This is a genomic window from Streptomyces sp. NPDC088097 (assembly GCF_044741845.1).
GTDB lineage: Bacteria > Actinomycetota > Actinomycetes > Streptomycetales > Streptomycetaceae > Streptomyces.
In genome coordinates this window covers 156,893-170,477 of sequence record NZ_JBIUTJ010000004.1, presented here as the reverse complement: position 1 = coordinate 170,477, position 13,585 = coordinate 156,893, and the positions used below count along the sequence as shown (strand labels likewise).

11 protein-coding genes are annotated in these 13,585 nt (G+C 73.9%); 7 read left to right on the top strand and 4 right to left on the bottom strand.

The annotated features are described in order from the left end of the window. Positions 1 to 21 precede the first annotated feature (21 nt). Positions 22 to 888, top strand: a complete 867-nt coding sequence (locus ACIOD1_RS14855) for a haloalkane dehalogenase (protein WP_365618994.1) — start codon at positions 22 to 24, stop codon at positions 886 to 888. 46 nt (positions 889 to 934) lie between these two features. Here ACIOD1_RS14855 and ACIOD1_RS14850 read toward each other — a convergent pair whose 3' ends face one another. Further along, on the bottom strand, positions 935 to 1,390 hold the full coding sequence (locus tag ACIOD1_RS14850) for a MarR family winged helix-turn-helix transcriptional regulator (RefSeq protein ID WP_365618991.1): 456 nt from the start codon (positions 1,388 to 1,390) through the stop codon (positions 935 to 937). A 223-nt stretch (positions 1,391 to 1,613) separates the two neighbouring features. On the opposite strand from ACIOD1_RS14850, the gene ACIOD1_RS14845 reads away from it, so the two are divergent. Beyond that, positions 1,614 to 3,038 carry an amidase gene (locus tag ACIOD1_RS14845; RefSeq protein WP_401902513.1) on the top strand — a complete coding sequence of 475 codons (1,425 nt, stop codon included), beginning with the start codon at positions 1,614 to 1,616 and terminating at the stop codon, positions 3,036 to 3,038. 55 nt (positions 3,039 to 3,093) lie between these two features. Here ACIOD1_RS14845 and ACIOD1_RS14840 read toward each other — a convergent pair whose 3' ends face one another. Next, positions 3,094 to 3,741 (bottom strand): VTT domain-containing protein, encoded by a 648-nt coding sequence (locus ACIOD1_RS14840; RefSeq protein ID WP_365619389.1) that lies wholly within the window; start codon positions 3,739 to 3,741, stop codon positions 3,094 to 3,096. A gap of 17 nt (positions 3,742 to 3,758) precedes the next feature. Further along, complete coding sequence (locus tag ACIOD1_RS14835) at positions 3,759 to 4,535, bottom strand: MBL fold metallo-hydrolase (protein ID WP_365618986.1); 777 nt, start codon at positions 4,533 to 4,535, stop codon at positions 3,759 to 3,761. A 145-nt stretch (positions 4,536 to 4,680) separates the two neighbouring features. On the opposite strand from ACIOD1_RS14835, the gene ACIOD1_RS14830 reads away from it, so the two are divergent. The 5 genes from ACIOD1_RS14830 (at position 4,681) to ACIOD1_RS14810 (ending at position 11,924) form a co-directional block, all read left to right on the top strand. Continuing rightward, entirely contained in the window at positions 4,681 to 5,085 is a 405-nt protein-coding gene (locus ACIOD1_RS14830; protein WP_365618983.1) for a hypothetical protein, read from the top strand. Between the two features lie 241 nt (positions 5,086 to 5,326). Continuing rightward, positions 5,327 to 7,465, top strand: coding sequence for a phage holin family protein (locus ACIOD1_RS14825; protein WP_401902510.1), 2,139 nt, complete (start codon positions 5,327 to 5,329; stop codon positions 7,463 to 7,465). Between the two features lie 75 nt (positions 7,466 to 7,540). After that, positions 7,541 to 8,992, top strand: a complete 1,452-nt coding sequence (locus ACIOD1_RS14820) for an amino acid permease (protein ID WP_401902508.1) — start codon at positions 7,541 to 7,543, stop codon at positions 8,990 to 8,992. 86 nt (positions 8,993 to 9,078) lie between these two features. Continuing rightward, a complete protein-coding gene (locus ACIOD1_RS14815; protein WP_401902506.1) occupies positions 9,079 to 10,140 on the top strand; it encodes an ATP-binding protein in 1,062 nt (353 codons plus the stop codon). Next, positions 10,137 to 11,924, top strand: a complete 1,788-nt coding sequence (locus ACIOD1_RS14810) for a hypothetical protein (RefSeq protein ID WP_401902504.1) — start codon at positions 10,137 to 10,139, stop codon at positions 11,922 to 11,924. The genes ACIOD1_RS14815 and ACIOD1_RS14810 overlap by 4 nt, the downstream gene beginning before the upstream one ends. An 11-nt stretch (positions 11,925 to 11,935) precedes the next feature. Here ACIOD1_RS14810 and ACIOD1_RS14805 read toward each other — a convergent pair whose 3' ends face one another. Continuing rightward, complete coding sequence (locus ACIOD1_RS14805) at positions 11,936 to 13,513, bottom strand: RNA polymerase sigma factor (protein WP_365618968.1); 1,578 nt, start codon at positions 13,511 to 13,513, stop codon at positions 11,936 to 11,938. Positions 13,514 to 13,585: the final 72 nt, after the last annotated feature.

The following is a 13,585-nucleotide window of genomic DNA, read 5'->3' as shown; positions in this document are numbered from 1 at the left end:
CTCCGCCCGAAGGAGACCCGCGTGCCCGTCCATCACATCCTCGACTCGACCATGCACCACATGGAGTCCGGCGCCGGGGTGCCCGTCGTCTTCCTGCACGGCAATCCGACCTCCTCGTACCTGTGGCGGGAGGTCATGCCGGCCGTGGGGTCCGGGCGGCTGCTGGCCCCCGACCTCATCGGGATGGGCGAGTCCGGCAAGCCCGACATCGACTACACCTTCGCCGACCAAGCCCGTTACCTGGACGCCTGGTTCGACGCGCTCGACCTCCGGGACGTGATCCTCGTCGGGCACGACTGGGGCGGCGCGCTGGCCTTCGACTGGGCCGCGCGCCACCCGGGCCGGGTGCGCGGCATCGCCTTCACCGAGACCATCGTCAAGCCGATGGACTGGGAGGAATTCCCCGAAGGCGGAAGGCAGTTGTTCCGGGCCATCAAGACGCCCGGGATCGGCGAGGCCATGATCCTCGACGCCAACGCCTTCATCGAGGAGGCCCTGCCCGGGACCGTCGCGACGCCGCTCGCCCCGGGGGACCTCGACGTCTACCGCAAGCCCTACCCGACCCGGGAGAGCAGGCTGCCGCTCCTGCAGTGGCCGCGCGCCATGCCGCTCGGGGGCGAGCCCGCCGACGTGGTGGCCCGGATCGAGGCGTACGACCGGTGGCTCAAGGCCAGTACGGACGTGCCCAAACTGCTGCTCGCCTTCGCGCCCGGCCCGGGGGTGATGATGCGCGAGGACACCGTCGCCTGGTGCGCCGCGAACATCGCCGGGCTGGAGATCGAACGCTCGGAGGCGGTCGCGGGACACCACACGCCGGAGGACCAGCCCTTGCTGCTCGCCGCCGGGCTGTCGGCCTGGGCGGACCGGCACGGGCTCCGCCTCCCGTAGGGCGTGTCCGCGGGCCCTGGTCCGGGCCGCCGCGGAGGGGTGGCCCTCAGTGGTGCCAGGCGCGGCCCCCGGTGTTGTGGACGAAGCGCTGGAGCACCTTGAGGGTGGTGAGGTACTCCTCGTCCGTGATGCCGGCGTGGCGCTCCGCCCACAGCTCGTCCTGGAGCACCGCGGCCCGCGCGTGGAGTTCCCGGCCCAGATCGGTGAGGGTCATGCCCTCGGGGGTTTCGGTGATCCAGCCGTGGGAGACGGTCCCGTCGACCTCCACGTCGATGCCCTCGTCACCGACCGCGAGGTAGCCGCCCAGGGTCCGGACCAGGTCGGCGCGGGTCCCGTCGCCGGCGCCACCGGCCAGGCGGGCCAGGATCCACCACTGCGGCTGTGTCACGCCGATGTCGGCCAGGGCGCCCCGGGTGCGGGTGACGACGGAGTCGTAGGCGGCCCAACTCCAGTAGCCGATGGGCTGCTTGATCAGTTCCGCGTCCTCGTGCGAGTAGTCCATGGTGGATCGGCTCCTTCTCGGTGCTCGGTGCTCGGTGCTCGGGCTTCGGCGCCCGGTGTGTTCGCCCGGTGTGTTCGTCCGGTGCCCCGAGCCTAGGAACTCGACCGCGCTTGAGGTCCAGTCCCTTTCCCGACCGATCTCGAAGGGGGCCCCTGTCGCCGGGCCGTCGGCCTGGCATACGGTGCCTCGTGCCCGGAACACACCGCACGGGGAAGGCGCGTACGTGGACGACAGCGAGCTGGGATTCGCGGGAGTGGCCCGGCAGGCCGAACTCGTCCGGGCCGGGAAGGTCACCGCGCGGCAGCTGACCGAGGCCGCGCTCGCCCGCGCCGAGCGCCTCGACCCCCGGTTGGGGGCCTTCCGTACGCTGCGCTTCGCGCGGGCCCTCGCCGAGGCCGACGCCTGCGACGCGGGCCGCGCCGAACCGGGCTCCGAGGGGCTCCCGTTGCTCGGCGTCCCGGTCGCGGTCAAGGACGAACTCGACCTGGCCGGCGAGGTCACCACCTTCGGCGGCGCCGCCAACACCACCCCCGTGGACCGGGACTGCGAGGCGGTGCGCCGGTTGCGGGCCGCCGGGGCGATCGTCATCGGCAAGACGACCATGCCCGAGTTCGGGCAGTGGCCCTTCACCGAGTCGGCCGCCCACGGCTACACCCGCAACCCCTGGGACACCTCCCGCACCACCGGCGGATCCAGCGGGGGCAGCGCCGCCGTTGTCGCCGCCGGGGTGGTGGGCGCCGCCCTCGGCGGTGACGGCGGCGGATCGATCCGCATCCCGGCGGCCTGCTGCGGCGTCTTCGGCCTCAAGCCGCAGCGCGGCAGGGTCCCCACCGCACCGCACCCGCACCTCTGGTACGCGCTCGGCACCCTCGGCCCGCTCACCCGCACCGTCCGCGACAGCGCCCTTCTCTACGACGTCCTCTCGGGCCCCGCCGCCGGCGACCGTTGGACCGCCCGGCCGGCGCCGACCGGATTCCTGCGGGCGGCGTCCACCGAGCCCGGCCGGCTGCGGATCGGCTGGTCGGCCAAGCCCGCCGTGCGCGGCGTACGGCCCCACCCCGAGCACGTCGGGGCCCTGCGGGAGACGGTCCGCGCCCTGCGCGAACTCGGCCACGACGTACGGGAGATCGACCCCCACTACCCCGACACCACCGCCGCGTTCCTCCCGCAGTTCTACGCAGGCGTACGGGCCGAGGCACGCACCGTGGACCACCCCGAACTGCTGGAGCGGCGTACCCGCCAGGTCGTACGGGCCTCCGCGCTGGTTCCCGAGGCCGCCGTCGCATGGGCGATGCGGCACGGGGAGCGGTTGGCGGTACGGGCCAACCGCGTGTTCGACGGGCCCGACCTGTTGCTCACCCCGGTGCTCGCGGACCGGCCGCGGCGGATCGGCGCCCTCGACGGGCTGGGGATGACCGGGGCGATGCTCCGCTCGCTGCCGATGATCGCCTACACGGGCCTGTGGAACGTGACGGGGAACCCGGCGGCCTCCGTCCCGGCGGGCTTCGGCCGGGACGGACTGCCCCTCGCCGTCCAGCTGGTGGGCCGGGAACACGACGAGGCGACGGTCCTCCAGGTCGCCGCCCAACTGGAGGCCGTCCGACCCTGGGCCGACCGGATCCCGGAGCTCGCCCGAGCGCCGCACTGAGCCGGACCGGGAGCGGACCGGCCGGGACCGACCCCGTCCCGGACCGCTCCCCGGCTCACCCGGCCGGGGAGTCCTTGCGCGCCGCTCCGGAGTCCCGCAGCCGCCGCCACAGCCCCGGCACCACGCTGAGCAGCAGGGTCAGCCCCACCGCCAGGACCACGCCCTTCCACGGCTCGGAGAACAGCGAGCCGCCCAGGATCCCGATCAGCCCGTACGTCGCGGCCCACGCCAGGCACGCCGGGGCGTCGCCCCGGGCGAAGCGGCGCAGCGGCATCCCGCCCAGCAGGCAGGCCAGCATCACCGGGATCCGGCCCGCCGGGACCAGCCGGGACAGCACCAGCACCAGGACCCCGTGCTCGTCCAGCTTGGCCTGCGCCCCCTCCAGCCGTTCCGGGGTGGCCCGCCTGCGCAGGGACTCCAACAGCCGCGAGCCGCTCCGCGAGTGCACCCCGCGCCGGCCCAACCAGTACAGCGCGAGGTCGCCGAGGAACGCGGCCGAAGCGGAGACGACGAACACCGACAACAGCCCCAGGGCGGGCGACCCGTGGTGGAACGCCACCACCGCGGCCGTGCTCACCAGCGCCCCGGTCGGGATCACCGGCACCAGCGCGCCCACCGCCACCAGCACGAACAGCGCCGGGTAGCCGAGCGCCTGCTGGGCGCCCCCGGGCGGCACCTGGCCCACCACCCCCAGCGCGCCCATCGCGTCCCGCCACGGCGTCACGGAAGCCGCACCCGCTCCCCGTGCGCGGGTACCCGTACGTCCACCTTCGGAGCCAGCCGCAGCGCGTGCCGGGCGAACTCCCCGCCCGGCGCGTGGAACTCGTGCGGTCGCACCGCGTCCATGCCGATCGGCCAGTACGTCCCGTAGTGCACCGGCACGGCCGCCGCCGGCGCCAGCCGGACCAGCGCCCGGGCAGCCCGTTGCGCGTCCAGGTGCCCCGGTCCCAGGTAGGGCCCCCAGCCGCCGACCGGGAGCAGCGCCACGTCCACCGGGCCCACCTCCTCGGCCATCTCGTCGAACAGGCCGGTGTCGCCGGCGAAGTAGGTCCGCTCCGCGCCCTGGACCACGTACCCCAGGGCCCGCACCCGCTGCGGCCCGAACGGCACCCGCCGCCCGTCGTGCAGCGCTCCGACCGCCCTGACCCGTACGCCGTCCCGTACGTCGACCACGTCGCCCGGGAGGACCTCGGTCACCACCAGTCCCCGCTGCCGCTCCAGTCGCCCCAGCCCCGGCACCGCCGCGCGGGCTCCCGCGGGGAGGACGAGACGGGTACCGGGAGCCAGCCGGGCCAGCGAGGGCAGGTGGAGGTGGTCGGCGTGCAGGTGCGACACCACGACCACATCCGCGAGCGACGCCTGCGGCGGGGGCAGTGCCCCGCGCCGCCGTCGCAGGTGCGCGAACCGGCGGGCGAACAAGGGATCGGTCAGCACCCGGACCCCCGAATCGGCCACCGTGCACGTCGCGTGCCCCCACCAGGTGATGTCCACCGCCACCCCGCCACCCCTCGTCCGTGCTCGACCTCGATCCCCTGCCCCTACCCCCTTCCCCCGAGGGTAGGCGGTGTCCCCGTGATCCGCCGGGAGCGGAACTCGCCGGCCCACTCCTCCCCGGGCCCGGGGAGGAGTAGGGTCGGGCGCCATGGAAGAGCTGCGCGTGGCCGCGATCGCCAGCCTGGCCCCGCTTGAGGAACTCGACGACGATCCCTTCGCCGTGGACACCCGCGGCCAGCACGCCATGTGTGCGCGCTGGGCGGAGGAACAGGGCTACGTGGTCACCCGCCAGTTGCTGTTCTACGGGCTCCGGCACGACCACTGCGGGCTGTGGTGCGACATCGACGCCGGACAGGTCGACCTGTTCGTCGCCCCCAATCCGAGGGTCCTGGCCCGCGCCCTGCGCTCGGTGGAGGAATTCACCGCCGAGTGCGCGCGGCGCGGGGTGCGCCTGGAGACGGCGGGGCTCGACGAACCCCATTACACCTCCGCCATGAAGGCCGAGGTCCACCGCCGCCTGTCCATGCCGACCGCCGGCTACGACGGGACCTGAGTCCCGGCCACGGCGGGGACCTGAGTCCCGGCCACCGTGGGACCTGAGCCCCGGCTCCATCAGGCCTCGGGGCCCGATCCCGGCTCCGCACGACCGTGCGCCGCCCGTTTCGACCGGCCGTACCCGTCACCCTGTGCGAGGCTGGCGGGGGGACCGCGGGCGGGGCGCGGACCGGACGTGTGAGGTGGGTACGGGCGTGTGGCGACGGCGGTTGCGGTGGCGGGCCGCGGGCGGGGCATTCGTGCGCGTCGTCCTGGTGTGGGCGGTCTCGACCCTGACGATGCTGGCCCTCGCGGCGATCCTGCCGGACTTCCGCCTCGAATCGGCCGACGGCGAGAGCGTCACCCGGGTCGGGCTGACCGCCGCCTGGGGCGCGGGCGCCTTCGGTCTGCTGAGCGCGCTCGTGTGGCCGGTCGTCGTGCGGGCCCTGCTGCTGGTGCCGGCCCTGGTGCTCGGGCTGCTCGTCTTCTTCCTCAACGGCTCGCTCCTCCTCATGGCGCTCTGGCTGATCCCCGACAGCCGGGGCGTGACGGCGGCCCCCGAGACGGCCGTGGTCGTGGCCGCCGTGATGTCGGCCGTGGCCTCCGCCACCTCCACCGCGCTCGCGGTGCGCGACGACGAGGCCTACCGGCGCCGCCTGCACCGGCTCGCCGACCGCCGCCGGCGCCGCCAGGGCGGCCCCGGTGACGAAGCGGGGCCCGGGCTGGTCTTCCTCCAGCTCGACGGGGTCGGGTACGCGACGCTGCACCGGGCCGTGGCCGAGGGGCTGATGCCGACGGTGGCGCGGTGGACGGACGGCAGCCACCGGGTGGCACCCTGGCGCACGGACTGGTCCAGCCAGACGGGCGCCAGTCAGCTCGGCATCCTGCACGGCTCCAACTTCGACGTGCCCGCCTTCCGCTGGTACGAGAAGGAGACCGGCGAGGTGATGGTCTGCAACCGGCCCACCAGCGCCGCCGAACTCCAACGCCGAGCCGCCGCCCGCACCGGCCACGAAGGCCTCCTCGTCCGGGACGGCGCCAGCCGGGGCAACCTCTTCGGCGGGGGCGCGGACCAACTGGCGCTGGTGCTGTCGGTCGCCGCGCGCAGGTCCCCCGGCACCCGCTCCCGGGCCGGCTACTTCGCGTATTTCTCCGACCCGGCCAACGCCGTGCGCACCGCGCTGTCCTTCGTCGCGGAGGTGGGGCGCGAGATCGGGCAGTCGCTGGGGGCCCGCGCCCGCCAGGAGCGGCCCCGGGTCTCGCGCTCGGGCCTGTACCCCGTCATCCGGGCCTTCGCCACGGTCGTCGAGCGGGACGTGGTGGTCTCCGCGGTGATCGGGGACATGTTCGCCGGCCGGGCGGCCGTCTACGCCGACCTGGTCGCCTACGACGAGGTGGCCCACCACTCCGGCCCGCACGGCCGCGACACCGACCGGGTCCTGGCCCGGCTCGACCGCAGCCTGGCGCTGATCGCCCGGGTCGCCGAGCACGCGCCGCGCCCCTACCGGATCGTGCTGCTCTCCGACCACGGGCAGAGCCCGGGGGAGACCTTCCTCGGCCGCTACGGGCTCACCCTCAAGGACCTGGTCCGGGCGGGCTGCGGGCTGCCGGTCCCGCGCCGGGCCCGCCGCACCCGCAGCGGCGCCGAGGCACGTGCGGCCGTACTGGCCGCCCTGCACCGGCCCGTGGAGGAGGAGGGCGACGAGGCCCACCCGCCGCCCGGCGACGACCCGGTGGTGCTGGCCTCGGGCAACCTCGGGCTGATCTCCTTCCCGGACCGGGAGGGGAGGGCCTCGCGGGAGTGGATCGAGCGGACCCACCCGGCGCTGCTGGCGACCCTGGCCGACCACCCCGGGGTGGGCTTCCTGCTCGTGGACGGGGAGGTCCTGGGTCCGGGCGGCGCGGTGGCCCGACTGGACGTGCCCGGGGAGGCGGAGGAACTGCTGGCCGACTTCGGCCCGGGCGCCGCCGACGCCGTCCGCCGCACGAACGGCTTCCCGCACGTGGCCGACATCATGGTCAACTCGGCCTACGACCCGCGGACGGGCGCCGTGCACGCCTTCGAGGAGCAGATCGGCTCGCACGGCGGGCTGGGCGGGGAACAGGGGCACCCCTTCCTGATGTGGCCGACGGAGCTGCCGCGGCCCGGGGCCGACCTGGTGGGCGCGGAGGCCGTCCACGAGGTGCTGCGGGGTTGGCTGCGGGAGACGGACGGACCCCAGATCCCCGTGTCCGGCCCGGTCCCCGCCCCGGACGCGATCCCCGCCTCCTTCCCGACCGCAGTCCCGACGGCAGTCCCCGCCGCCGTCCCGGACCGGCCGGAGGATCCCCGGCGGGAGGGCGAATCGCGCGGAACCCTTCCTTCCGCAGGGGTGTCCGCACCGGACGAAACCCGTTGATTTGGTACGCGGTTCAGGGTGGCCGACCATGGGGCGTCCTGCCCAGCATGTGAGACGTCCCGAGGCGCACCCCCGATGACCAGCACCGCAGCCCCGCCCGCCGAGGCCGACAGACCCGCACACCCGGACGGCGGCGCCGGCGCCGGGGTCGGCCCCGACGCCGCCGACGAAGGCCACCCGCAAAGCCGGCAGAGCCCGCATCCCCCGCAGAGCCGCCACACCCGGCGCTTCGGCCTGCCGGTCGCGGTCTGCCTCGTGATGGGCAACATCATCGGTGGCGGCATCTTCCTGCTGCCCGCCTCCGTCGCCCCCTTCGGCACCATCAGCCTCGTGGCCTTCGCGGTCCTGACCGCCGGCGCGATCGCCCTCGCCCTCGTCTTCGGCCATCTCGCCCGCCGGCACCCGCAGACCGGCGGCCCCTACGTCTACGTCCGCGCGGCCTTCGGCGACTTCGCCGGCTTCCTCGCCGCCTACAGCTACTGGATCACCACCTGGGTCTCGAACGCCGCCCTCGCGGTGGCGTCCGTGGGCTACCTCGCCGTCCTCTTCCCGGCAGTCGGGACCCACCGCTGGTCCATGTGCCTGGCCGCCCTCGCCGTGCAGTGGCTCCCGGCCCTCGCCAACCTGGCCGGCACCCGCTGCGTGGGCGCCGTCCAACTGGTCGCGACCGTCCTCAAGCTGGTCCCGCTGCTCCTCGTGGCCTTCGGCGGGCTGTTCTTCTTCGACCCCGCCAACCTCGGCCCCTTCCGGGCCGGCGACCAGAGCCCCGTCGGGGCCGTCTCCGCCGCCGCCGCGATCCTGCTGTTCAGCTACCTCGGCGTGGAGTCCGCCGCCGTCAGCGCGGGCGAGGTGCGCGACCCGGCCCGCAACGTGGGCCGGGCCACCATCCTCGGCACCACCGGCGCGGCCGTCGTCTACCTCCTCGGAACCCTGTCCGTCTTCGGGCTCGTCGCCCACGAGGAGCTGCTCACCTCGCAGGCCCCCTTCAGCGACGCCGTCGACGCCATGTTCGGCGGGACCTGGGGCGGCACCCTCGTGGCCTGCGCCGCCGTGATCTCGATGGTCGGCGCCCTCAACGGCTGGACCCTGCTCAGCGCGCAGACCCCGTACGCCGCCGCCAAGGACGGGCTCTTCCCCAAGGTCTTCGAGAAGAGGCGGCGCGGGGTCCCGGTCGTCGGCGTCCTCGTCACCGCCGTCCTGGCCTCCTGCCTGACCGTCTACAACTACACCGCCGGCTCCGAGGGCGTCTTCGAGGTCCTCGTCCTGGTCACCACCTTCACGGCGACCGTCCCGTACCTGCTCTCCACCGCCGCCCAGCTGTACTTCCTCGCCTCGGGCCGCTCCGAGCAGGTCTCCCGAGGCCGCCTGGTCCGCGACGCCACCCTCGCCGGCGTGGCCTTCGCCTTCTCCATGTGGCTGGTCGCCGGCTCCGGCTACGCCGCCGTCTACCAGGGCGTCCTGTTCCTCTTCGCGGGCGTCCTCGGCTTCGCCCTGATGTCCGCCCGCAAGGCGCGCGCCGCGGCCTGACCCGCGAAAAACCGGATGCCCTCGGGGGTGTGGCGCGCCCAGACTGGGCGCACCACACCCCCGACGCGTCAAGGACGTCCCCACCCGTGCAGGCAGCCGCCACCGTCACCCCCGCCCAGATCCCCGAACTGCTCCTCGGCCTCGCCACCGTCCGGCCCGTGTTCCTGTGGGGCGCGCCCGGCATCGGCAAGTCCTCGCTCGTGCGGAAGTTCGCCGAATCCCTGGGCCTGGAGTGCGTCAGCCTGCTCGGTACGCAGCTCGCCCCCGAGGACCTGATCGGCGTCCCGCAGATCCGCGACGGCCGCTCGGTGTTCTGCCCGCCCGAGGCCATAGCCCGCGACGAGCCGTACTGCCTCTTCCTCGACGAGCTGAACGCCGCGGGCCCGGACGTGCAGAAGGCCTTCTACTCGCTGATCCTCGACCGGCGCATCGGCTCGTACGAACTTCCGGAGGGTTCCCTCGTCATCGGCGCGGGCAATCGAGCCACCGACAACGCCCTCGCCCGACCCATCGCCTCCGCGCTGGTCAACCGGCTCACCCACGTGCACCTCCAGGCGTCCGCCCACGACTGGCTGGTCTGGGCCGGCGAGCACGACATCCACCCCTGGGTCACCGACTACCTCACCGACCGCCCCGACCACCTCTGGTCCCAGCCGCCCAAGACCGAGGAGCCCTTCTCCACGCCCCGCTCCTGGCACATGCTCTCCGACGCCCTGCACTCCTTCGGTCGGGACCTGGACGAGCACACCCTGGCCGTCCTCGCGCACGGCACGCTCACCCCCGCGCACGCCGTCTCCTTCCGCGGCTACGCCAAGATCGTCCGTCACACCTTCGGCATCGGGGCGATCATCAAGGGCGAGGCCTCCTGGCCCGCCCGCCTCGAAGACCGCGATCTGCTCTACTACCTCGCCGAGGCCTTCCGGGGCCGCCTGATCAAGGAGCTGCCGGGCCGCAAGGAGCACGTCTCGCCGGCCGTCCGGCAGACCGCCCACCGGGCCAAGTCCCTGCTGGTGCAGCTCGCCGAGATCTCCGTCGAGGTCGCCCGGACCGTCATCGCCGACGACGCCGACGGCCTGCCGGTGCTGCCCGCCTGGTTCCTCGTCGAAGCCGCCCGGGACATGCCCCGCCTGGTCGAGGCCCGCCGGTGAAGAAGCGCGGGCCCGGACAGCCGGCCAAGCCGGATCCCGCCACCCTCGCCTACGAGGCCGGTCGCGCCGCCGTCCGGCAGAACCCCGCCCTGCACGCCGTCCCGGCCACCCACTGCCGTGACCCGCGCTGCGGGACCTGCACCGCCGCGGTGCTCGCCGTCGTCACCTCCAACGGCGTGATCCACGCCCACCCCACCCGCCACGCGGAGCCCGCGGAGTGGGCCTGGGCCCTGGCCCACTGCCTGCTCCACCTCGGCTTCGGGCACGTGCCCGCCGCCAAGGGGACCCGGCCGCAGCCCGACCACGCCGAGCTGGCCGCCCGCTGCGTCGTCGTCAACCGCTTCCTGTTGACCTTCCCCGTCGGCCGGGCCCCCGACCGGCTGCCTGCCGCCTACCCGGGCGGCGACGAGGAACAGCTCGCCGGCGCCTGGAGCCGGGACGGCGTACCGCCCCGCTACGAGGACTGCGGCACGAACGCCCCCGGCGCCCCCGACCAGATCCTGGAGGGCTGGTCGCACTGGCAGGCGGCGCCCGACTGGCAGACCGGCTTCGCCCACGCCCTCACCCGGTCCGTGTCGAGCACCATGGAACGCGCGGCCGGCCGCGAGGGACACGTGCCGCGCCCGTGGGAACGCGCCCTGAACTGGTTCGTTTCCTCGTACCCGCTGCTCGGCGGCCTCGCCGCCGGCCTGGAGGTCGTCGCCGACGCCGAGCTGGCCCGCGCCCAGGGCATCGACGTCGCGGCCGTCAGCGCGAGCGCCGGGGAGATCTACGTGAACCCGCTGCGCACCTTCACCGACGACGAGTGGCGGTTCATCCTGGCCCACGAGATGCTGCACGCGGCCCTACGCCACTGCGAGCGCAGGGGCGCCCGCGACCCGTACCTGCACAACGTGGCCGCCGACTACGTGGTCAACGGCTGGCTCGTCGAGATGGACGTCGGCGAGATGCCCGACGGGCTGCTGTACGACCCGGGGCTGAAGGACCTCGCGGTCGAGGAGGTCTACGACCGGCTCACCGGGGACCTGCGCCGGATGCGCCGGCTCGCCACCCTGCGGGGCAAGGGGCGGGGCGACATCCTGGGGGAGCCGCTGCCGCATGCGGGAAGCGGCCCGTACACGGATCTCGACGCCTTCTACCGGCGCGGTCTGGTCCAGGGGTTCGACCTGCACGAGCGCGGGAAGCGCGGGCTGCTGCCGGCCGGGCTGGTCGAGGAGATCCGGGCGCTGGCCCAACCGCCGGTGCCCTGGGACGCCCGCCTCGCCCGCTGGTTCGACGAGTACGTCCCGCGCCCCGAGCCGGTCCGTTCCTTCGCGCGCCCGGCCCGCCGCCAGGCCTCGACCCCGGACATCCCGCGCGCCGGCCGGTACTTCCCGCCCGAGGAGGTGGCCCGATGCACCTTCGGGGTGGTGCTGGACACCTCGGGGTCGATGGACACCACCCTGCTCGGCAAGGCCCTGGGCGCGATCGCCTCGTACGCCGAAGCCCGCGACGTACCGGCGGCACGCGTCGTGTTCTGTGACGCGGCGCCGTACGACGCGGGCTATCTGCCCCCGGCCGACATCGCGGGCCGGGTGCGGGTGCGCGGGCGGGGCGGGACGGTGCTCCAACCGGGCATCGACCTGCTCCACCGGGCGGAGGACTTCCCTCCGCGGGCCCCGGTGCTGGTGATCACGGACGGGTGGACCGACACCCTGCGGATCCGGCGCGAGCACGCCTTCCTGGTCCCGCAGGGTGCCTCCCTGCCGTTCACACCCCGGGGGCCGGTCTTCCGACTGGCCTGAGGGGCTACGGCCTAGTCGAGGTAGTCGCGCAGCACCTGCGAACGCGACGGGTGGCGCAGCTTCGACATGGTCTTGGACTCGATCTGACGGATGCGCTCACGGGTGACCCCGTACACGCGACCGATCTCGTCCAGGGTCTTCGGCTGGCCGTCGTTGAGGCCGTAGCGCATGGAGACCACGCCCGCCTCGCGCTCCGAGAGCGTCCCCAGGATCGACTGGAGCTGCTCCTGGAGGAAGGTGAAGGACACCGCGTCCGCCGGGACGACCGCCTCGGAGTCCTCGATGAGGTCACCGAACTCGCTGTCTCCCTCCTCACCCAGGGGGGTGTGCAGGGAGATCGGCTCACGGCCGTACTTCTGGACCTCGATGACCTTCTCGGGGGTCATGTCGAGTTCCTTGCCCAGTTCCTCCGGGGTGGGCTCGCGGCCCAGGTCCTGGAGCATCTGGCGCTGCACGCGGGCGAGCTTGTTGATGATCTCGACCATGTGCACGGGGATGCGGATGGTGCGGGACTGGTCGGCCATGGCACGCGTGATCGCCTGCCGGATCCACCAGGTCGCGTACGTGGAGAACTTGAAGCCCTTGGTGTAGTCGAACTTCTCCACGGCGCGGATCAGACCGACGTTGCCCTCCTGGATCAGGTCCAGGAACAGCATGCCGCGGCCGGTGTAGCGCTTGGCCAGGGAGACCACCAGACGGAGGTTGGCCTCCAGGAGGTGGTTCTTGGCGCGGCGCCCGTCCTCGACGAGGATCTCCAACTCGCGCTTGAACGCGGGCTTGTGGTCCTCCTCCTCTTCGAGCTTGTACTCGGAGAAGAGACCCGCCTCGATGCGCTTGGCGAGTTCCACCTCCTGCTCGGCGTTGAGGAGCGGCACCTTGCCGATCAGCTTGAGGTAGTCCTTGACGGGGTCGGCGGTGGCGCCGGCGACCATGACGGTCTGCGCCGGAGCGTCGTCCTCGTCGTCGTCGGACAGGACGAAGCCCTGGGTGCCGCCCGGCTTGGGTGCCCCTTCCTCGGGCTCGTCGGCGGTGTCCTCGGCTGCCCAGTCCTCACCTTCGGCGGCCGGGGTCTCACCCTCGTCGCCGTCCTTGGCGCCGGCCTTCTTCGTGGCGGCGGTCTTCTTGGTGGCCGTGGCCTTCTTGGCGGCGGTCTTCTTGACCACGCGCTTCTTGGGCTCGGCGGCGGCCTCGGCCGTCACCTCGTCCCCGGTGGCGGAGGCCGTCGGAGCGGATATCGCCGCAGCGGTGGCCGTGGCCGCCGTCTTGCGCGCGCCGATGGGGCGCGGCGCGGCAGCGGCCTTCTTGGTCACGGTGCGGGCGGGGGCGGCTGCCTTGCGGGGCTTCTTGGCAGCGACCTTGGTGGCGGGGGCGGCGCTGACGTGGAGGGCGACGCCCTCCTCGTCCAGGACCTGGTTCAGGCTGCGCAGGACCCGCTTCCACTGGTCCACCGGGATGCGGCCGGCCTCGAAGGCCTGACGCACATCGTCACCGTTGATGTGACCCTGCTCGCGGCCGCGCTCGACGAGCGCGACGAGGGCCTCCGATTCGGCGATCTCCGGAGGGAACGTACGGGACGGGCTGAGCGACACAAGGAGCCTCTCGTTGCGAACAAATAAGGGTGTGGGCGGGACATCATCGCGCGAACTCGGGAAACAGACCCG

Excerpts from the sequence above, each read along its gene's own strand:
- ACIOD1_RS14840 (WP_365619389.1), bottom strand. The coding sequence starts at position 3,741 with ATGGGCGCGCTGGGGGTGGTGGGCCAGGTGCCGCCCGGGGGCGCCCAG.
- ACIOD1_RS14850 (WP_365618991.1), bottom strand. The coding sequence starts at position 1,390 with ATGGACTACTCGCACGAGGACGCGGAACTGATCAAGCAGCCCATCGGC.
- ACIOD1_RS14820 (WP_401902508.1), top strand. The coding sequence starts at position 7,541 with ATGACCAGCACCGCAGCCCCGCCCGCCGAGGCCGACAGACCCGCACAC.
- ACIOD1_RS14830 (WP_365618983.1), top strand. The coding sequence starts at position 4,681 with ATGGAAGAGCTGCGCGTGGCCGCGATCGCCAGCCTGGCCCCGCTTGAG.